The sequence below is a fragment of the Methanoculleus nereidis genome (assembly GCF_032944295.1).
Lineage (GTDB): Archaea > Halobacteriota > Methanomicrobia > Methanomicrobiales > Methanoculleaceae > Methanoculleus > Methanoculleus nereidis.
Genome location: NZ_JABFFQ010000001.1, coordinates 510,028 through 529,205 on the forward strand (window position 1 = coordinate 510,028; position 19,178 = coordinate 529,205).

The following is a 19,178-nucleotide window of genomic DNA, read 5'->3' on the forward strand; positions in this document are numbered from 1 at the left end:
GTGCGACGGACGGACGGACGTCCGGAGCTTGAGAAGACCGAAGGTCTTCGAGTGGGGGTCACAGGCATAGCCTTACGGGGTAGAGACAGGGGAGGGGGGATGCTCCTCCCTCCCCGTCACCCCCACTCCAAACGCGATATCCCCTCGGAAGCTGTTTTTGGGCTTTCACATGGTCACTACCGGTATGATCAGAGGAAGCCGCTCTTGGCCCATATCCGGCACCCGTGCAAACCCTCTTTCAACCCTGCACTTTCGCCCCACGCCACCAAACCCCCTATATCGCCGGACCTCCAACACTCTCGTAAGAAACCGGGGAGGGGGACTTCACAGAGTGACAACCGGCCGGATCATCATGCATGTGGACATGGACAGTTTCTTTGCCTCCGTGGAGATCCGCCGGAATCCTTCTCTTGCCGGGAGGCCGGTGATCGTGGGCGCCGACCCGAAGGGAGGGGCGGGCCGCGGGGTCGTGAGCACCTGCTCGTACGAGGCCCGCCGCTACGGGGTCCACTCCGGCATGCCCATCTCCCGGGCGTTCGACCTCTGCCCGCGCGGCGTCTACCTCCCGGTGGACCGCCCGTTCTACGTCCGGGTCTCAGGTGAGATCATGGCCATCCTCTCCCGCCACGCCGGCCGTATCGAGCAGGTGAGCATCGACGAGGCCTACCTCGACGTCAGCGGTGCCGGCAGTTTCCCGGCGGCGAGGGCGCTTGCCGCCGCAATCAAACAGGAGATCCTGAACGAGACAGGGCTCACCTGCTCGGTCGGCGTCGCCCCGGGCAAGGCCGTGGCGAAGATCGCTTCCGACTACCAGAAGCCCGACGGGCTGACGATCGTCCGCCCGGACGAGGTTACAAAATTCCTCGGCCCCCTGCCGGTGGAGAAGATCCCGGGGATCGGGAAGAAGACCGGTGAAGGCCTCCGGCAGATGGGCATCCTGATCGTCGGCGACCTCGCGTGCCGCGACGTCCAGGAGATCGTCGCCCGGCTGGGGAGACCCGGCGTCCGGGTGCACCGTCTCGCCCGGGGCATCGATGACGGCGAGGTCCGGGGCAGGGAGGGGTGCAAATCCGTCTCCCGGGAGACGACGTTTGAAGCAGATACCGCCGACCCCCAAATCCTCGCGGGAACCCTTGCCGAACTTGCGGATGTTGTCGCGGAGACACTTGCCGCCGACGGTCTCCGGTGCCGGACCGTCACGGTCAAGGTCAGGTATCGCGGATTCGATACGCATACCCGGTCGCGGACGCTCCCGCGGTTCACCGCGGACCCCGGGGTGATCCGGCGGGCTGCCTCCGCCCTGCTCCTGCCGTTCCTCAACGGCACAGACGTCCGGCTCCTCGGGATCAGGCTCTCGACGCTGGAGGGCGGGCGCACCCGGCAGGCGTCTATCGACGAGTTCCTCTCCTGACACGTCCCGTGAAGCGAACCTTCTTTACGTGCGGTGTGCACCATGGTTCCGGTATGCCCGATATCTGGACCGTGCTCCTCGTTGCCATCCTTCTCCTCCTCTTCGCGGTGCCGATCGTCCAGCAGCAGGTGACCAGGACCCGCCGCCTGCGGGCGATCCGGGACCTGGAGGTGGAGCGCCGAACCAGGGTTATCGCCCTTATCCACCGGCAGGAACGGGTCGCGTTTCTTGGTATCCCGTTCTACCGCTACATCGACATCAACGACTCCGAAGACATCCTCCGGGCGATCCGCCTCACGGAGCCGGAGATGCCGATCGACTTCATCATCCACACCCCCGGAGGCCTGGTCCTCTCCTCCGAGCAGATCGCGATGGCGCTTCGGCGCCACAGGGGAAAGGTGACGGTCTTTGTTCCCCACTACGCCATGTCGGGCGGGACGCTCCTCTGCCTCGCTGCCGACGAGGTGGTGATGGACGAGAACGCCGTGCTCGGTCCGGTCGATCCCCGGATCGGGGAGTACCCGGCAGCGTCAATCCTCCGGGTTCCACGTTTGAAACCGCCGGAGGAGATCGATGACGAGACCTTCATCCTGGTCGACATCGCTTCAAAAGCCCAGAACCAGATGCGGGAGTTCGTGACTGGCCTGCTCGGAGACCGGATGGATACCGGGAGGGCGGATCGCCTCTCCCGGCTGCTTGTGGAGGGGACGTGGACCCACGACTACCCGATCACGTTCGAGCAGGCACGGGAACTCGGGCTCCCCGTCACCTCAGGCATGCTCGCCGGGATCTACCGGCTAATGGACCTCTTCCCGCAGGCGATGCCCCGCCGCCCGTCGGTCGCCTACGTCCCGATCCCTTACCGGGAAGAGGAGAAGAAAGGGTGACGTTTCGCCGTCCTTCTCTCCCGGATAGGCGGAAACGCCGATAGAACCCATTTTTAATGTCTGGGAGCCAACAGCACTCTGTTTGCGGCACGCACCCGCAGGGCTTCTGTGAGTGTAGAGCCGACAGGAAGCGGTAACAATGACTTCGACCATAACGCACGCATTGCTCGTCTGCCTGTTCCTTGTGGCGTTCCTCCTCTCTGCAGGATGCACCGATCAACAGTCTTTTTCAGGAAAGGCGATGGATACGGAGTTCCGGAGCGAGACCTCCGGTTACGAAGACCGTGTAGAGTTCCGTTTCATCCCGAACACCGATGAAGCGGCAACCTACAGCGTGACCCACACGATCGAGCGGGATGTCTCCTGGGGCACGACGATCGAGACCCGGGAGGACGTGCGGTACGAGAATATCTCTCGCAGCAACCCCATCGAGATCGTCGTCCCGCGGGAGGACCCCTCGGACGGCGCGGCAATCGAGATTGAGATCCGGAACACTGCTGGTGTTGTCCTGCACCAGAGCAGGACGTCTGTGGCCCCCGCGACACCCGTCCCGACACCGCCGTGATCCACGGGATGGGGGTTACCCCATCCTTATCCCGTCCTGGAACCTACCTTCTTTTGACCGTGAGCACCGATCTCCAGCTGTGCCTGGACGCGTTCGACCGTTCCCTGGACCCCCTTTGCAACGATCGTCCCGACCGGAACGGCTTCCGCCGACTCTGCTACCAGTGCCCGTTCGCCATGAGGACCGCAGGCACTATCTACTGCGAACGGTTCTCGATCTACATCCGGGCGCAGGAGAAGTATGCCCTTCCAGGATGGAAAGCAGTCCGAAGTGCGATCCTGGATCGCGACGGGCAACGGTGCACTATCTGCGGCGGTGAACGGGACCTTCACATTCACCATCTCGACTGCGACCCCACGAACGACGATCCGGCTAACCTTACCACGCTGTGCGGCATCTGCCATGCCCGGGTGCATACCGAGCTCCGCCGGGAAGGAGGGGCGAGACGGATGGCGCGGCTGCTCCCGGCAGTACGGCGCCGAGCCCCCCGGTCGACGCGATCCCCTGTGGGCGGGGAGACTGGACGTTCCTGAAGACCGCTTCCTCCGTTGATCACCGCCGGGAGCGGGGGAACGGTTATATCGTATGCCTGCTACCAGTAGCGTGACCACGGGGGGAATGTCCGGCATGAGTATTACGGGAAAACTCTTCGGCAAAAGTGATCCCGAAGGGCGTGACGGCACCGGCACAGATACATCAGTAAGCAGGAAAGCGGTCTCCCTCGCCCAGCAAGGGCGATTCAACGAGGCTATTGGATGCTTTGATCGCGTGCTTGAAGATGATCCGGCAAACGTGAAGATGTGGAACAACAAGGGTGTCTTTCTGGATCTCATCGGCAGGGATCAGGATGCGCTTGCCTGCTGGGATAAAGCACTCTCGATTGACCCTGAATTTGCTCCGGCGTGGGTCTCCCGGGGCATGCTTCACCGGCGCCGCAACCGGCTCGAGGAGGCGCTCGCCTGCTACGACCGCGCCCTGGAACTCAATCCAAACTCTGCGGTCGCCTGGTACAACCGGAGCGGCATCTTCGTCGCGATGCACCGGCTGGACGATGCAGTTGCCTGTTACGAACGGGTGCTCTCGATTGAGCCTCATTTTGTGGCGGCCTGGACCGATCTCGGCTACGCCCGCTTCCTCCAGCACCGGCACGAGGACGCCATCGCCTGTTACGATCACGCCATCGCCGACGATCCCGGGACCGTCCGGGTCTGGAGCCTGAAGGGCGGCGCCCTGTATGCGCTTGGGGAGTACCGCAAAGCCCTCGAATGCTTCGACCAGGTGCTCGCAATTGATCCGAAGTACGCCGCCGGGTGGAGTATGAAGTGCAGTGTCCTCTACCACCTCGGCATGTACCGGCATGCACTTGCGTGCGCCGACAAGGCGCTTGAGATAAACCCCTCCTGTGAACTGACCACCCAGGTCAGGAAGATGCTTCTCTCCCTCATTCAGAAGTGGTGAGGAGCCCGGACTCTCCCTCCGGGCACGGCCTGCCTGGAGCCGTTCCGGAAGGTTGACACCGGACACCGTCCAACCGGGAGCTATTCTGCCGGGCAGGAACTCTCCCCCAGGGGAGACTCCGATCGTCTATTGCCCGGCGACGCCAACAGGTGGATTGTATCCATGCCAGTCGACCAGATCCCTATCGGCACGTTCTCGCGGATCACCCGGCTCTCACAGAAAGCGCTCCGCCTCTACGACGAGCGGGGGCTCCTCGTCCCCGCGGCAAGAGACATCTGCACGGGATACCGTTACTACACTTTCGCCCAGACCGAGCGGGGCATTCATATCAGGCACCTGCTCTGGCTCGGGTTCGGCCTCTCCGAGGTGGACGCCATTCTCGGGGCACGGGAACGCGGCGATTCCGCGATGATCCGGGAGCACTTTGCACGGCGTCTCGCTGCAACCGAGCAGGAGATCGGACGGCTGCATGCGATTGCAGAGGCCCTGCGGACACAGGACCCACTGAACGGAGGATTTCGTATGTCGATTACCGAACCTGTTATCAAGGATATCCCTGCCATGCGGGCGCTTTCCCGCCGGGAGCGGGGTGTCTACCAGGAAGCGATCCCGAGACTGATCGGGGAACTCTGCGCTGATATCTTTCCTGCAGAAGGGCGGAAGCCTGCTGCAAAGGTGACCGGGCCGATCATGTTCATCTGCCACGACGAGGAGTACCAGGAGACGGACGCGGCTATCGAGGTGGCGATCCCGATCACCGGTTCCGTCAACCTCGACGGAACCGCCGTCGAGGTCGTGACCCTTCCGAGCGGCCGGTTCCTCTCGGTGCTCCACACGGGCCCCTATCCCGGCGTCGGGAAGGCCTACGAACGGCTCTTTGCTTACATGGGTGAGCACGGCCTTGCACCAGCCGGCCCCTCGCGGGAGCTCTACCTCAACGACCCCGCAGAGGTGCTGGAGGACGAACTCCTGACCGAGGTCCAGTTCCCGGTGGAGGAGATCCCCCCGTCCCCCTGAAGGGGAGCGGTCACTCTCCCGCGACCTCAAAGACGTGGCAGCCCCATCCGGGAATATCCAGGTACAGGCCGGGAGAGAGGAGGCTTCCCCCGTCCCGGTCGTACCGCGCCGACCCCATGAGGTCGTTGAGCCGGACCGCCTTCCCCGCAAGATCCGCCCACGGGAACGGGACGTAACACTGGCCCCGGTCGGGGGCGTAGTTGACAGTGATGATGCAGCGTTCTCCTCCGTGTTCCCAGGCAAAGGCGATGTACCCGTCGTGAGACGGGTTTCCCTCCCAGGCGGGGTTGCAGTCGAGGAGCCGCCAATCACCGTCCCGGAACACCGGCAGGCGCAGGCAGGTAAAAAGCCTCCGGTAGAACTCTCCTATGGCCCGGTCGGCCGGCTCCTCCGGCCACCGGCAGAGGTGGACGGGAACCTTCTTCCGCCGCCCGGCAAACTGCCCCTGGTGGAAGAACCGGAGACCGGGGCAGAGGAAGGCGAGGACGGCGGCTGCCCGGTGGCGGTCGGGCGGGAAGGATGCCGCCGCCCGCCCTTCATCGTGGTTCTCGAGGAACCGGACGGATCTTCGCTGGTATTCCGTGTCCGCCCAGAAATGCTCCCGCACCGGCCGGGCCTCTCCGTTCCTGAGCCGATCATAGAGACGCTTGTCGTAGGTGTAGTCAAACCCCTGCTGCTGGAGCTTCCACCCGAGATCCCAGTAGACCTCAGCCACGAAGGTAAACCCGGGGTGCTCTTTGTGGACCTCCCGAACCGCGCGGGGCCAGAACGGCTCTATCTCCCATCCCCAGGTCTGCCGGAAAACCTCCGGGAGGATGAGCATCGCCATATCGCACCGGAGGCCGTCGCACTGCCTCGCGATCCTCTTCAGTTCGGCGCCCATCGCCTCCTGCAAGGCCGGGTTGCCGTAATCGAGCTGCAGGGTGTCGGGCCAGCCGCCGGAGTAGGGGTCTCGGCCGTGGGCGAGGACGGTCGAGCCTCCGGGAAGGTCCAAACGGATGAATTCCTGCGGTCGGCGGGCGCGTTCCTCCTCTGTGCCGTGGACGTAGTAGTCGGGGCGGTCACGTGCCCAGAGGTGGTCAGGAGCGGTATGATTCGGGACGAAGTCGAGCATCAGCAGGATCCCGTGCCGGTGCAGGCGGTCACGGAACCGAACGAGATCCTCCGCCTCCCCGAGTTCGGGGTGAAGCCGGTAGCCGGTGACGGCAAAGGGAGAGCCGCAGATATCCTCCTCGACAAGGTCGGGGAGCAGGCACCGGTACCCGGCGAGCCACTGCTCGTTCGAGCGGGAGACCCGGCGCCCGGCCTCCCCGGTTTCCCAGACCCCCATAAGGTAGACCCAGGAAAAGCCGCACCCGGCAAGGTTTGCGAGCCAGGTGTCCGGAATATCGTTGAGCGTGACGTGGCTGCCCGCCTCCCGGGCGAGGCGCCGGAGCAGGACGCGGGCGTTGACCTCGTAGAGGGCGGGGTGGCGTTGAGTGTTCATGGCAGGATCTCCTCGGATGTGCAGGCGGATAGATATATCTCTGACTTTACCAGACACCGGAGTGTAGGTCGCCGTCACGCCAGAACCCCCGGAACGACCGGGTGCCCTGCACCGCGTCGACGACCAGGGTGTTCGTCGCCCGCATGAACGCCACGAGCGGCGCATGCATCCGGGCGTCGAGGCAGCGGTAGAGGAAGTTCCGGAGCGCCGTCTCTGCCCGCAGTTCCTGGATGAGGCGCCGGCGGAGGAGGGCGGTGTAGGTCGCGGCGAGCGGTGCTCCGGCGGTAAGATGGCGATCTATGGCGTGGGCGGCAAGTTCCGCCGTCCGGTGAGCGTAGAAGATCCCCTCCCCGAGGAGCGGGCCTGTAAATCCGCCCGCGTCGCCGACGAGGACCGTCCCCTCGTGGGCCGGGGAGGGGATGTAGTTCCCGAGCGGCAAGGGGTATCCCGCCGGTTTCCAGCCAGCGAACGCGGAGAGCCCGACAGACTTCAGGAACGCTGCGAGTTCTTCGCGGAAATTGTTTCCGTTTGCCGATAGCAGCCCCCCGATCCCTATGATAATCGCCTCCCTGTTCGGGAAGACCCATCCGTAGCCCCACCGGCAGGTGCCAAGGACCAGGTGGGGCGTCGCGAGGCCGTCATCCAGGCGGATCGGCCCGTCCACGTTTACGAGCGCCTCCGCCTCCCTGCGGGGGACCGCGAGTTCCAGCGTCCACCCGAGGTTGTTCTGCCACCGCTTCCTGTCGACGACGCTCTCCGGGAGGGTGCGTCTGACCCGGCTGTGAACCCCGTCCGCCCCGATGATCACCCGGGCGGAATACCGGTCGCCGTCCGATGTCGTGACAGTCCGGCGGGCGTGGTCGACCGCAGTCACTTCCGCGCCCGTGTGGACTTCCGCTCCTGCCTGTGCCGCTCTCCCGGCAAGGTAGGTGTCGTAACGCTCCCGGCGGGTGAAGTAGACCGGTTCCGCAAGGTCTTCGGCGAGGATGCGCCTGCTCCCGATGTAGAGCGCGTACCCCGTCCCGGTGAAGTCGAGCAGTTCCTCCCGCCGGAGGGTCGAAACCGGGAGGGAAAAGACCCGGTCGAGGAACCGGACGGTCTTCTGGCTGAGGCAGCCCCCGCAGACTTTGTTCCGCGGATACGCCCGCCGCTCGAGGAGCGCCACGCTGTGCCCGGACTCCCCGAGCAGGCAGGCGACGGTGCTTCCGGCGGGCCCGCCGCCGACGACGACCGCATCGTATTCGGGCCGACTCTTCATCTCCTCTCTCCTTGCGATGATAGATTCCGGCACAGACCATATTTCTTTCCCCCGGGAGAGTAGATCGCTCCCCGAGCACTTTCACCCTCCGCGGAGCAGGCTCTTTTATTCGCGGGTCGATGCTTCCGGTATGTCCGCTCTGGAGCAGAAACTCACCTATCTCACCGCTGCCGGGCGGTTCGACATCTGCAGCCCGGGCGAATGCCTTCAACTCCTCCCGATGACGCTCGACGCCAAAAAGACCTCTCAAACGCCGGAAATTCTGCCTGTTCCGCTCGATACCCATCGTGCATCTCAAGAAGCCCCTGGCGGTCTCGAAGATCCGAATGTGCGAACCGTGATCGCTCCCTATATCCCCTACAACCGCCGGACGGGCGGGTGCGGGCGGATGCTCAAGATGCTCCTCAACGGCACCTGCTCCTACGACTGCGCCTACTGCGCCGTCCGCACCCAGCGGGAGCTGGTGAGTTTCTCCCCCCGGGAGTTCGCCGATACCTTCCTCCGCCTCTGGCGGGACGGACTCGTCGAAGGACTTTTTTTGAGTTCCGGCATCCCCCGGGACGTCGATTATGTGATGCACGATCTCGTGGAGACGGGGGAGATCCTGCGCCGCCGGGGCTACGGCGGCTACCTTCACCTGAAGGTCCTCCCCGGCGCAATCCGGGAGGATATCCGCGACGCCGCCCGCGTGGCCGACCGGATCAGCATCAACCTGGAGACAACGTCCCCCGACCGCCTTGGGGATATCGCCGGGGTGAAGGACTACCGGCAGGACATCCTGAAGCGCCAGTCGTGGGTGGCGGAGGAGAAGCCCGGCGGCCACACCACGCAGTTCGTCGTCGGGGCGGCAGACGAGACCGATGCGGAGATCCTCTCCTGCCTCGCCGACCAGTACCGGCGGGTCCGGCCCTCCCGGGTCTATTTTTCGGCGTTTCGCGCTCTCTCGGGGACTCCCCTCGCGTCGCATCCCGATACCCCGACATGGCGGGCGCGGCGGTGGTACCAGGCCGACTACCTGCTCCGTGATTATGGGGTTACGGCCGACGAGCTCCGGGCAGCCCTCGACGAGGAGGGGTTCTTCGCAAACCGGGACCCAAAAGTTGTTCTTGCGGCCGGGAGCGCACCGGTGAACGTCAACCTTGCCCCGCGCCGCGACCTCCTCCGGGTTCCCGGAATCGGGCCGAAGGCCGCGGACCGGATCCTTGCGCTACGGAGAGTGCGGCCGTTTACCGGATCTGCCGATCTTGCCCGGGCCGGTATCCGGGGGAAGGCCGCCGGGCGCTACCTCACGTTCGGCGGACGGGATGCGGTGCAGACGAAGCTTGTCCTGTAGCGTGCGGACAGGTGCGGTGTCCCAAAAAAAATTGGTGCGGGTTATCTGACCTTTCCGAACTCACTACCCACGTCGGCAGCAGACCGGTACGTCCGGTCGCCGAAGCCTTCAAGCGCTGTGATCACGTTCTCCGGGGCGTCGTTCTTTCTCGCGCGGGCGATCAGGTCCTGTTTGCCCGCCGGGTAATCCATACCCTTGAGGTAGACCTGCAGGTCGGCGGCGGAGAGGTGGGCGAGCGACGGGGCTCCCGTCCGGGTAACATGAGGCTCCTCGTGGACCTCCCCCGTTACGCGAGCCTCCTCGACCATGGTCTCCACCCGTGCCGGCCGTCCGCCGCGAATCTCGCTGCCGAACTCCTCGCTCACCTCGGCAGCGGACCGGTAAGACCGGTCGCTAAAGCCCTCGAGCACCGTGATCACGCCCTCCGGGGCCTGGTTCTTTCTGGCGTGAGCGATCAGGTCCTGCCTGCCCGCGGGGTAGTCCATGCCCTTGAGGTAGGTCTGCAGGCCGGCGGCCGAAAGGTGCCCGGGAGCCGGTCCCGGCGTCGTCGTGGGCCGTTCGACCTCCGTCACCGGCCGGGTCTCCATCTCGGCAGGGGGCTCTCTCCGGACCTCCTCGACGACGGTCTCCCGGGGCGGTGCCTCCGTCACGGGCACTGCTGTCTCGACCCTGCCCTTTTCCACGTCCTCGGCCTTCATCATGGACTCGAGCGTCGGCGCATGCGCCTCCGTCACTGGCCGGGTTTCGACTTCCTCGACAACAGTCTCCCGGGGCGGTGCCTCCGTCACGGGCACCACCGGCCTGGCCCTGCCCTCTTCTACTTCCCTGGCTTTTATCGGCATCTCCTCGCGGACGCCCCTCTCCCGCACCTCCACGCGCTCCGTCGTGATGACCTCCCGGGGCGGTGCCTCCGTCCGGGTCACGGCCCGGGCCTCCTCCTGGCTCGGGGGCCCCATCGGCCGTCTCGACTCGATCAGGCTCCAGTTTGCTTCCCGCGGCCAATCGCCTTCAGAGAATCCGGGCTCGTTGTCGAGCTTATACTTGCTGATGTTCGCCACAAAGACGTCGTCCCCCGGCCGGTAGACCATGGCCTCGATAGGGATCGCGAAGAGCTTCGACCCGAGACCGAACATTCCTCCGGTCCTGAGCACCGCGTATACCACTCTTCCTGTGGGGAGACCGACCCGGAGGCTTGAGATCTCACCGAGGTCATAGCCCTCTGGGTTCTTCACCCGCTTCCCTACGACATCTTCAGATGAGAAGAACTCCTGCCCCTCCGTCCTCCGCACCTGCTGTTCCAGAATCGTTTCAGCCATTGCAACCACCATATCCCTTGTATGCTTCCGAAGGCAGTCTTCACCTTCGCGCAGAGCGGGCGATGCGTGTTGCGACTATTTAAGGGTTCCCCGGTTCCGGTGCCGGGGCGTCGGCAGGGGATTCTCCACCGCATAAAATGTATACGGGGGAGAGCGGGAGGGGTGTTTCCCGGCTGCCACCCGTAGCGGTGGAGTCTATCCCCTCACTTGACGTTGCCGAATTCCGTGCTCACGTCGGTGGCTGACTGGTAGGTCCGGTCGCCGAACATTTCGATCGCCGCAATCACGTTCTCCGGGGCGTTGTTCTTTCTGGCATGGGTAATCAGGTCCTGTTTGCCCGCGGGGTAGTCCATGCCCTTGAGGTAGGTCTGCAGGTCGGCGGCGGAGAGGTGAGCGAGCGACGGTGATCCCGTCCTCCGGGCAACGGGGGGCTCTTCGCGGACCTCCTCGACGACGGTCTCCCGCCGGGTTTCCATGCCAACCGGTTGCTCCCCACGGGTTTCTCTGCCGAACTCCGTGCTCACGTCGGCAGCGGACCGGTAAGTCCGGTCGCTGAAGCCTTCAAGCGTCGTGATCACGTTCTCCGGGGCATTATTCTTCCGGGCGTGGTTCATCAGGTCCTGCCTGCCCGCCGGGTAGTCCATACCCTTGAGGTAGACCTGCAGGTCGGCGGCGGAGAGGTGGGCGAGCGACGGGGCTCCCGTCCGGGTAACGGGAGGCTCCTCGCGGACCTCCTCGACAATGGTCTCCGCCCGTGCCGGCCGTCCGCCGCGAATCTCGCTGCCGAACTCCTCGCTCACCTCGGCGGCAGACCGGTAAGACCGGTCGCTGAAGCCCTCGAGCACCGTGATCACGCTCTCCGGGGCCTGGTTCTTTCTGGCGTGGGCGATCAGGTCCTGCCTGCCCGCGGGGTAATCCATGCCCTTGAGGTAGGTCTGCAGGCCGGCGGCCGAAAGGTGCCCGGGGGCCGGTCCCGGCGTCGTCGTGGGCCGTTCGGCCTCCGTCACCGGCCGGGTCTCCATCTCGGCAGGGCGCTCTCTCCGGACCTCCTCGACGATGGTCTCCCGGGGTGGCGTCACCGTCTCAACCGGTTCTTCTCTCCGGACCTCCTCGACAACAGTCTCCCGGGGCCGGGTCTCCATCCCACCCGTGCGCTCCCTCTGGACTTCCTTGACGCCGGGCTCCCGGGGTGGGGCCTCCGTTGTTACCGGCCGCTCCTCGACACGCTGGCCCGTCGGCTGTCCGCCCCAGCCGCCCGCGACCGTCTGGACGCCCGGCGGCGTCGGAACGGCCCTCTCCCTGCCGGGGGGCGTGCGCTCCGCCGCTGCGCCTGCGGCTGCTGCGCCTGTAACCGCTGCGCCTGTTGCTGCTGCCGCTGTACCCGCCTCCCGTGGTGGCGGGACTTCCCTCTCCGTCACCGGGGGCGCGGGTTCCGCTGCCGCACGCGCCGGGGGTGATGTCCTGATCAGGCTCCAGTCCCCCTCGCGAGGCATCCTGTCCCTGGCAAACCCGTGCGTGGTGTCCAGTGTCCGCTTATCCGCATCCACGACGGCGCTCCTCTCGCCCGGGCGGGTGCGAACCGCTTCCCAGGGGATGGCGAAGTGCTTCTCGCCGAACCCGAGTATCCCCCCGTAGGAGAGCACGGCATACGCGACGCAGCCGCTGTCGCGGTCAATGGCGATATCGCTGATATCGCCGAGGTTCTCCCCTTCCGGGTTCCGCACCTTGATATCCCTGATGTCATGTGCCCGCATCAGATCCACTGTCTCTTCCCGCCTCGGCCGGGTCTCCAGCATCGATCCTGCCTGTCTTTCAGCCATCGTATCTCCCTCCAACTCGTTTACCTGCGAAGGGTTATCCCCTTCAAGGCAGGGGGGTAGAGGATCGAGGATACTTAAGCGTTTCCCGCTCGGGCGAACCGGCCGATATCCGGGACGAGAGCGTAGAGAGGAGAAAGGGTGCCGGCCCGAACTTACGCCCGGGCGTAGCGGAGGATAAGTTCGGTCGCCGCCCTGATATCCCGTCCCTGCTTCCTTGCCTCGGCAAGGTAAACGTTGTAGACCTCGTCGGTCACGAGCCGCAGTTGCGGGCGGAAGAGATCGGCGTGCATCATCAGGTCGAAGCACCGGGCCTCGCTCTCGGTCAGGTTGAGCGCCCGGTACTCCCCGGTGTGCGGCACGAATGCCGGGTTCTTATCGCGGGGTGTCCGGACCACGAGGTCGGCGAGCGGTGTTGCCGGGATGGGCTCGGCGCTGCTCACGAAGACGTCGTCGAGCGAGAGCGCGGCGATCAGGTCCTTCGTCGCCTCGTAGTCGCGTTCTGTCTCTCCCGGGTAGCCGACGATGAAGCTTCCCGCAACCCGAAGATCGTGTTCCCGGCACCGCTCCACCGCCTCCTCGACCTGACGGACGGTCGCGCCCTTCCCCATCAGCCGGAGCACCCGCTTGCTCCCCGACTCGATCCCGAAGAAGACCCACCCGATGGTATACTGCCGGATGGCGTCCAGGATCTCGTCGGTGATGCAATCCACGCGGATGTCGGGGGAGGAGACGTTTTTCGGCCCCATCACCTCTGCCATCCCACGGAGGAGTTCGATGAAGGCTTCCGGGTTCATCTCCCCGTTGCTGGAGCCGTAGAGCGACCCGGTCCCCCCTGAGACCGAGAGCCTTGTTGCGCCGTGCGCCGAAAAGGCCTTCACCTCCTCGATAACGCTTTCAAGCGGCCGGCTCCGGATCGCTCTTCCGAAGAACCGGGGCACCTGGCAGAAGGTGCACCCCCCGATGCACCCCCGGTGGGTCTCGATGTAGGCGCTCGCGCCCCGGATGCTCTGGTCCCCGATGTCGTCCGGGATCAGGGGAAGCGGCCGGTCGATCGGCGCCGGCGGGGCGGGGAGCGTCACGACCGGCCGGCCGGCGTCGAGATACGCGATCCCGGGGAGGGTATCCGAGACCCCCTCCCCGACGAGGCGGACAACCGTCTCCTCGCCCTCGCCGACGACCACCGCGTCGGGCCTGAGCTCCCCGAGCACCATCTCCGGCGCGGCCGAGACCGGCCCCCCGACGTAAACCAGCCCTCCGCGCTCGCGGTGAGTCCGGACCAGGTCCCGGATCGCGGGATCGAGGAGGTGCTGGGTCGAGAAGAGGCTCATGAGCAGGATTGAATCGGCCGGCGCGGCGGGCGTCCGGGTAAGCGTCACCCGATGACCCGCGTCGCGGAGGACGCCGCCGATCAGCATGGCGCCGTAGGTGTAGATGCCGGGGGAGAGGATCGTGATCTCCATGATAGAGTATCGGTGGAACAATATACAAATGGTGGGGATCTGCCGGTCCCCCGGTCAGAGCGGTGCCGGCCGACTGAACCGCCGGGCCTCGGCAACGGTGTGGACACCCCGGTCCGATGCGGCGATCAGCCTGGCCTGGAGCCGCAGGATATCGGCGATGACGGGCTGCGGGTTCTGCTCCAGCGCCTTCTTTACCACGGCGCGGGCCTCCCGGAGCCTCCCTGCCCTGCGGAGCAGGTCAGCGAGGAGCGCCTCGTCTGTCCCTGGCTGGGATGCCAGGCGTTCGCCCTTCTCCCACGCCCGCCGCAGGAGGTCGGCGGCACGTGTCCGGCAGACCCGTGCGGCCACGTCCTCTCCCTCATCGTCGCAGATCCATGCAGCGTGGAGGGATGCCCACGCCGCCTGGGCCGGGGTGCCGAGGTCTTCCTGGATGATAGACCAGCAGAGGAAGGTGTTTGCAATCTTTGGGAACTTGCGGGAGTCCAGTTGCCAGCGGTAGCGCGGGAGTTTCACCACGTCGGCCACGCCTTCCAGGGCTTTGCCCGGGTCAGGGGCACAGTAGCCGCAGGACGGGCATCGTTTCACCCATGCGTAGATGGTGGAACGCAGGGGTTCGGCGGGACGGGTATCGAGGTCGCGCGACCCGACGCTGCCTGCGGCTTCGGGGATGGTGAACCGGCAGGACTCGCCGCAGACCGCACAGGTGGTATTGTGGTGACGGAGGTGGGTCATTGATGGGCTGAATTACATACCCTCTGGTATATATTTTGTCCACGATATGAGGCGGTGAAATGGTGGCTATGCCCGCGCCCCTCCGCCGGGGACCCCGTGGACCGTCTGGCGGGTGAGCTCACCGGACCGGTGGGGCGGCTTCCCCGATTCGCCGGGCGTAGACCGTCGTGATCCATCCGAGGACTGCCGTCGCGCCCGCGACCAGCGCGAGGATCAGCCAGTGGACGGGGCCGGCGGTATCCACCGCGAGCCTTACCATGAGGTTCAAGGGATTGTAGGGGACGGCCATGACGAGGAGGAAGACCACGACGAGCGCTGTCGAGAAGATGAACTGGGCGCTCGTCCGCTCGCGGTAGTAAAGGGCGACGAGGGCGCCGAGCAGGATAAGGAAGAGCCCGCCCACCGAGACGTGGAGGAGAATCGCGGCGGCGTTATCGACCGCGATGCCGTTTGCCCCGAGAAGGAGGAACCACACTCCTGCCTGGATCGGGACCAGGACCTCGCAGGCGGCGATCTTCCCCCAGACCATCTCTGCGAAGGTGACCGGGGTCGAGATGAGCGTCTCAAGCGTCTGGCGCTGGTACTCTTCGGTGATGAGGTCGATGATCAGGGCCGCCGAGACGATCGCCGGGAGGAGGGCAAGCAACGGGATCAGGAGGCCGTAGACGAACTCGAAGAAGTTCTCGCCGCTTCCGGATTCGGGGAAGTTCAGCCTGACGGGGAACGAAGTCATCCGATCGGCCCGGACCTCCCGGAGTTCCTTCTCGTAGCCCTGGAGGGCCTCTTTTACCTTGACGTTGATGACGCTCGACTGCAGGTCGTTATGGATGAGGTAGAGCGTGACCGTGACCGGTTCTTCCGCATCCGGCGGCGTATCCGGGACATAGACCACCGCCGCAACCGCCCGGTCGCGGAGCGCCACAAGTGCCACATCGAGGTCCATCCGGTGGAGGACGAGGTCGTCCCGTTTTTCGAACTCGTCGATGAGGGCTGAGTCCGCCCCGGCGTAGCCGACGCCGTAGGTGATCGTCGAGTACCCCTCGATCGCCTCCGGATCGTACATGGCGGTGAGCCCCACCATCAAAAACGAGGAGAACATCGCGATGAAGACCTGCAGAAGGATGGCGAAGACGATCGTCTTCTCCGAAGAGAGCCCAAAGAGTTCCTTCTTCGCGACGATAGCGATACGGCGCGCGTTCACAGGAGCGCCCCCGACAGGAAGTGAAGGTTATAGAGACTGTGCACCACGCTCGCCACGACGAGCCCCGGCCCGTAGGCTCGCCGCCCCCAGAGCAGGAGGAAGCCGCCGGTGATCAGCACCCCGGCGATGTGGAGGAGGAGCGGCATCCAGAGCACCTGGAGGGAGAGGAAGAGGACGCTCCCGAAGATCGACTCGGTGATCTGGGCGAGCGTCACGAAGAGGAGGAGTTTTTCCCCGATGAGGAACCCGAGGCCGATTGCTGCCGCCCCGAGGAGCAGGTTCCTCACGGTCAGGAACCCGGGGCGCTCCCTTGCTACCGCGTAAAGCCCGATCGACTTCGCAAACTCCTCGATGAACGCCGCAGAGACGGTCAGGAGGACGAGGGAGAGCGGCATCGGGATGTTGAAGAAGAGGATGAGCGTCATCATCTGGACCATGAAGACGAACGGTATCGTGAAGGCAGCAAGGAGGGAGAGCGAGAGGTGCGGGTGGCTGCGGCTGATCCCGCCAGAGATGAAGTCCATGAGCCTTGATGCGAGGGGCTTTTCCGAGAAGAGCCGCTCCTCCCGGAAGTTCACGGTCCCGACGTAGAAGAGGATGATGCTTGTTGCAAAGAAGAGCGCGGTCGAGTAGACAAACTCCATGGCGGTGAACCCGTCGCCCTGGATCTCGAGGACGACCAGGGTGAGAGGGGAGATGATGCTTATGATGTGAGTGTTTGCAAAGACCGTCGGGAAGAAGAGGTACGACGTGGCGAGGGTCGAGAAGAAGATCGAAACGAACGAGAGTTCCTTGAAGCTCCGGGCGGCCATCCCGATGATCAGGGCGTTTGCGAGGAAGAAGAGAATGACCGGGATGAGCGGGAGGAGGATCGTGAGCGGTGCCCCGGCAAAGAGGGTGATAGCGGCCACGATAAGAAGCATGATCGTGAAGTAGGGGAGCGCTTTGCCGACGACGATCGCAGACGCCCTGATGGGGGTGGAGAGGAGGGCCTCCCCGGCTCTTCCCACCCGCTCGTTCATCACGCTCATCATGAAGAACTGGGAGGTGAAGTAGAGGGGGAAGATGAAGACGAAGACCAGAACGATCGCGTCGAAGGGGAGCGGCGCCGAGAGTTCCGACGGCGTCCTGAGCCTGTCCATCGCAGAATCGCCCGAGATGATGCCTGTGTAGCGTTTGAGGGGATGCCCGCCCCCTATCTCCAGGTGCTCCCGGAGGTCGTCCTCGGAAACCGGCATCGCCGACGGCGGGAGGGTCACCGCCTCGACCGGGCCTGAGGGAGTGGGCGGCACCCGGGCACCCGCCGGGGCGCCGACCTGCTGCCCACTCTGGGTCGCCAGGAAATCGATCTCACTCTTTATATATTGGAGATCGATCCAGAGTGGGTAGGCGGCAAAGAGGTCGGGTTCTCCGGCGGCTACATAGGAGACATAGGTCTCGTAGTCGCGTTCGAGCGTCTTTAACGCCGCCCGCCCTTTATCTGTGTCTGCAGCGTAGACCTCGCCGTTCATGATGACGATGTCGTACGCGAACCGGTTTTCCCAGAGGGCCGGGCCGCTGTCGAGGTAGGCAGCGAAGCGGCTGTCCGGGGCGACAATCCGGGCAACGTCGGGGTCGTCGATGCCGATGCGGTACATGCCGTCCTGCATATGGACGCCACTCTGGGCGGCAAACACCGTCACCAGCACCAGAAGGATAAGTAGCCCTGCCGCGAGCGGGAGGATGTTTCTCCCCATTGTGGTCATCGACCGGTTTATCTCCCAGACGGCGATCGTCCGGATGGAGGTGGCAAGACTCATGGTGACCCCTGAAGGTGTCGGAGGACCATATCTCTATGCAGCAACCTATTAGTAGGCATCGGAGACATAGGGGATACCTGATGATCACGGCGCGCTCTCTCGTCAAGCACTATGGTGACTTCCCGGCCCTCGACGGTGTCACCTTTGACCTCGACGATGCACGAATACTCGGGGTGATCGGGCATAACGGCGCCGGCAAGACGACGCTCTTGAAGATTATGGCCGGCCTTATCGCGCCGACGGCAGGCAGCCTCGTCGTTGACGGGATCGATGTCGCAAGAAGGCCGTTCGACTTGAAACAGAACCTGGGCTACCTCCCCGAGGAGTCGCGGCTCTACGAGACGATGACCACGGATGCGTATCTTGCATTCTTCGGTGAGATCTATGGTCTCCCGAAGGTAGTCATCCGGGAGCGGCGCGACGAACTCCTCGCTTCGCTCGCGCTTGAAACGGATGGGAAGAAGATCGGGGAGTTCTCGAAGGGGATGAAGCGGAAGGTTGCGATCGCGCGGTCGCTGATGCATGATCCCGGCCTGCTCATCTACGACGAGCCTACCTCCGGCCTCGATCCCATGACCTCGCGGTCGGTGCTTGATTATGTCAAAGGCCTGCGTGACCGGGGCAAGACGGTGATCTTCTCGGCCCACAATCTCTTCCAGGTCGAGGAGGCGTGCGACCTCGTGCTGATCCTGCGCCGGGGGAAGGTGGTGGCGAAGGGCACCATGCCCGAACTCCGGGAGACCTTCGGCTCGATCACCTACCGGGTTTTCTTCCGGATACCTGACGCGGTGGCCTTCGCCACATCGGTCGGCTACTCTGCCAGTGACGGCCGCTACCTCACCGAGGCGCACTCCGTCGAGGAGTTGAACAGGACGACCGCGGCGCTTGCAGCAGACGGCGCAATGATCGAGCGGATTGAGTCGCGCTATCCGACGCTCGAGGAGATGCTGTTGAAGATTGGGCGTTGACTGGAGACGCGTGAGACCGGATGGGATCCGGCTGAATCCTCCAGAATGCAGCGCAGCCATAACCCTCGTTTTTTGACCCTGCCACCCAATCTGCGGGAGTGAGTGCCGAACAGGATTACCCGCATTTCTCTTCCCTGCATAGCATTCTTGCGAGTTTTCCCGCAGAGCAGGATTTATATAGCAGCGACATGCATGTGCCTCTAGAACCCCGTTACCCTCGCAGCAACCGGCCTCCCGCCAAAAACAATGGCGCGGGCGAAGGGTGATGGAGGTTGACCGGACTGGCGGGCGTCCTGTCCGCAATGGAGAAACCACTCCGGAGGGTTGTCATTGAAGAATCGGTATCGGATACAAACGATAGAAAGAATCGAGTGTTCGACGGGCCTGAAGGGATTTGAACCCTTGGCCTACGGATTAAGAGTCCGTCGCTCTGCCGAACTAAGCTACAGGCCCATGTATCTGACCTA

At 64.5% G+C, this 19,178-nt stretch carries 16 protein-coding genes and 1 tRNA gene; 8 read left to right on the top strand and 9 right to left on the bottom strand.

All coding sequences use genetic code 11. The annotated features are described in order from the left end of the window. The first annotated feature begins 331 nt into the window (after nt 1-331). The 6 genes from dinB (at nt 332) to HL657_RS02830 (ending at nt 5,338) form a co-directional block, all read left to right on the top strand. Complete coding sequence (gene dinB, locus HL657_RS02805) at nt 332-1,411, top strand: DNA polymerase IV (protein WP_317295313.1); 1,080 nt, start codon at nt 332-334, stop codon at nt 1,409-1,411. A 53-nt stretch (nt 1,412-1,464) separates the two neighbouring features. Then, entirely contained in the window at nt 1,465-2,298 is an 834-nt protein-coding gene (locus HL657_RS02810; RefSeq protein ID WP_317295314.1) for an SDH family Clp fold serine proteinase, read from the top strand. Between the two features lie 139 nt (nt 2,299-2,437). Continuing rightward, entirely contained in the window at nt 2,438-2,863 is a 426-nt protein-coding gene (locus HL657_RS02815) for a hypothetical protein (protein WP_317295315.1), read from the top strand. A gap of 59 nt (nt 2,864-2,922) precedes the next feature. Next, the gene (locus HL657_RS02820; RefSeq protein WP_317295316.1) at nt 2,923-3,396 is read left to right on the top strand and encodes an HNH endonuclease; all 474 of its coding nucleotides are present in this window, start codon (nt 2,923-2,925) and stop codon (nt 3,394-3,396) included. 52 nt (nt 3,397-3,448) lie between these two features. After that, complete coding sequence (locus tag HL657_RS02825) at nt 3,449-4,321, top strand: tetratricopeptide repeat protein (RefSeq protein ID WP_317295317.1); 873 nt, start codon at nt 3,449-3,451, stop codon at nt 4,319-4,321. A gap of 162 nt (nt 4,322-4,483) precedes the next feature. Next, complete coding sequence (locus tag HL657_RS02830) at nt 4,484-5,338, top strand: MerR family transcriptional regulator (RefSeq protein WP_317295318.1); 855 nt, start codon at nt 4,484-4,486, stop codon at nt 5,336-5,338. A 10-nt stretch (nt 5,339-5,348) separates the two neighbouring features. Here the strand turns inward: HL657_RS02830 and HL657_RS02835 are convergent, their stop codons facing one another. Continuing rightward, the gene (locus HL657_RS02835) at nt 5,349-6,824 is read right to left on the bottom strand and encodes an alpha-amylase family glycosyl hydrolase (RefSeq protein ID WP_317295319.1); all 1,476 of its coding nucleotides are present in this window, start codon (nt 6,822-6,824) and stop codon (nt 5,349-5,351) included. 46 nt (nt 6,825-6,870) lie between these two features. After that, entirely contained in the window at nt 6,871-8,082 is a 1,212-nt protein-coding gene (locus HL657_RS02840; protein WP_317295320.1) for an NAD(P)/FAD-dependent oxidoreductase, read from the bottom strand. Between the two features lie 130 nt (nt 8,083-8,212). Between HL657_RS02840 and HL657_RS02845 the strand changes: the two genes are divergently transcribed. Further along, on the top strand, nt 8,213-9,415 hold the full coding sequence (locus HL657_RS02845; RefSeq protein WP_317295321.1) for a radical SAM protein: 1,203 nt from the start codon (nt 8,213-8,215) through the stop codon (nt 9,413-9,415). A gap of 41 nt (nt 9,416-9,456) precedes the next feature. Here HL657_RS02845 and HL657_RS02850 read toward each other — a convergent pair whose 3' ends face one another. From HL657_RS02850 to HL657_RS02875, 6 genes are all read right to left on the bottom strand, one after another. Further along, on the bottom strand, nt 9,457-10,731 hold the full coding sequence (locus HL657_RS02850) for a DUF2795 domain-containing protein (protein WP_317295322.1): 1,275 nt from the start codon (nt 10,729-10,731) through the stop codon (nt 9,457-9,459). 203 nt (nt 10,732-10,934) lie between these two features. After that, nucleotides 10,935-12,551 (bottom strand): DUF2795 domain-containing protein, encoded by a 1,617-nt coding sequence (locus tag HL657_RS02855; protein ID WP_317295323.1) that lies wholly within the window; start codon nt 12,549-12,551, stop codon nt 10,935-10,937. A 152-nt stretch (nt 12,552-12,703) separates the two neighbouring features. Beyond that, nucleotides 12,704-14,011 (bottom strand): methyl-coenzyme M reductase glutamine C-methyltransferase, encoded by a 1,308-nt coding sequence (locus HL657_RS02860; RefSeq protein WP_317295324.1) that lies wholly within the window; start codon nt 14,009-14,011, stop codon nt 12,704-12,706. Nucleotides 14,012-14,065: 54 nt separating this feature from the next. Continuing rightward, the gene (locus tag HL657_RS02865; RefSeq protein WP_317295325.1) at nt 14,066-14,743 is read right to left on the bottom strand and encodes a hypothetical protein; all 678 of its coding nucleotides are present in this window, start codon (nt 14,741-14,743) and stop codon (nt 14,066-14,068) included. A gap of 118 nt (nt 14,744-14,861) precedes the next feature. Further along, complete coding sequence (locus tag HL657_RS02870) at nt 14,862-15,944, bottom strand: ABC transporter permease (RefSeq protein WP_317295326.1); 1,083 nt, start codon at nt 15,942-15,944, stop codon at nt 14,862-14,864. After that, complete coding sequence (locus HL657_RS02875; protein ID WP_317295327.1) at nt 15,941-17,743, bottom strand: PrsW family intramembrane metalloprotease; 1,803 nt, start codon at nt 17,741-17,743, stop codon at nt 15,941-15,943. Before HL657_RS02875 ends, HL657_RS02870 begins: the two co-directional genes overlap by 4 nt. A gap of 80 nt (nt 17,744-17,823) precedes the next feature. Between HL657_RS02875 and HL657_RS02880 the strand changes: the two genes are divergently transcribed. Continuing rightward, nucleotides 17,824-18,711: an ABC transporter ATP-binding protein gene (locus HL657_RS02880; protein WP_317295328.1), complete on the top strand. Its 888-nt coding sequence runs from the start codon at nt 17,824-17,826 to the stop codon at nt 18,709-18,711. A gap of 379 nt (nt 18,712-19,090) precedes the next feature. Here HL657_RS02880 and HL657_RS02885 read toward each other — a convergent pair. Next, nucleotides 19,091-19,164 (bottom strand) — tRNA-Lys (locus HL657_RS02885). Nucleotides 19,165-19,178 lie beyond the last annotated feature (14 nt).

Excerpts from the sequence above, each read along its gene's own strand:
- HL657_RS02810 (WP_317295314.1), top strand. The coding sequence starts at position 1,465 with ATGCCCGATATCTGGACCGTGCTCCTCGTTGCCATCCTTCTCCTCCTC.
- HL657_RS02815 (WP_317295315.1), top strand. The coding sequence starts at position 2,438 with ATGACTTCGACCATAACGCACGCATTGCTCGTCTGCCTGTTCCTTGTG.
- HL657_RS02825 (WP_317295317.1), top strand. The coding sequence starts at position 3,449 with ATGCCTGCTACCAGTAGCGTGACCACGGGGGGAATGTCCGGCATGAGT.
- HL657_RS02830 (WP_317295318.1), top strand. The coding sequence starts at position 4,484 with ATGCCAGTCGACCAGATCCCTATCGGCACGTTCTCGCGGATCACCCGG.
- HL657_RS02835 (WP_317295319.1), bottom strand. The coding sequence starts at position 6,824 with ATGAACACTCAACGCCACCCCGCCCTCTACGAGGTCAACGCCCGCGTC.
- HL657_RS02840 (WP_317295320.1), bottom strand. The coding sequence starts at position 8,082 with ATGAAGAGTCGGCCCGAATACGATGCGGTCGTCGTCGGCGGCGGGCCC.
- HL657_RS02845 (WP_317295321.1), top strand. The coding sequence starts at position 8,213 with ATGTCCGCTCTGGAGCAGAAACTCACCTATCTCACCGCTGCCGGGCGG.
- HL657_RS02850 (WP_317295322.1), bottom strand. The coding sequence starts at position 10,731 with ATGGCTGAAACGATTCTGGAACAGCAGGTGCGGAGGACGGAGGGGCAG.
- HL657_RS02855 (WP_317295323.1), bottom strand. The coding sequence starts at position 12,551 with ATGGCTGAAAGACAGGCAGGATCGATGCTGGAGACCCGGCCGAGGCGG.
- HL657_RS02860 (WP_317295324.1), bottom strand. The coding sequence starts at position 14,011 with ATGGAGATCACGATCCTCTCCCCCGGCATCTACACCTACGGCGCCATG.
- HL657_RS02865 (WP_317295325.1), bottom strand. The coding sequence starts at position 14,743 with ATGACCCACCTCCGTCACCACAATACCACCTGTGCGGTCTGCGGCGAG.
- HL657_RS02875 (WP_317295327.1), bottom strand. The coding sequence starts at position 17,743 with ATGAGTCTTGCCACCTCCATCCGGACGATCGCCGTCTGGGAGATAAAC.
- HL657_RS02880 (WP_317295328.1), top strand. The coding sequence starts at position 17,824 with ATGATCACGGCGCGCTCTCTCGTCAAGCACTATGGTGACTTCCCGGCC.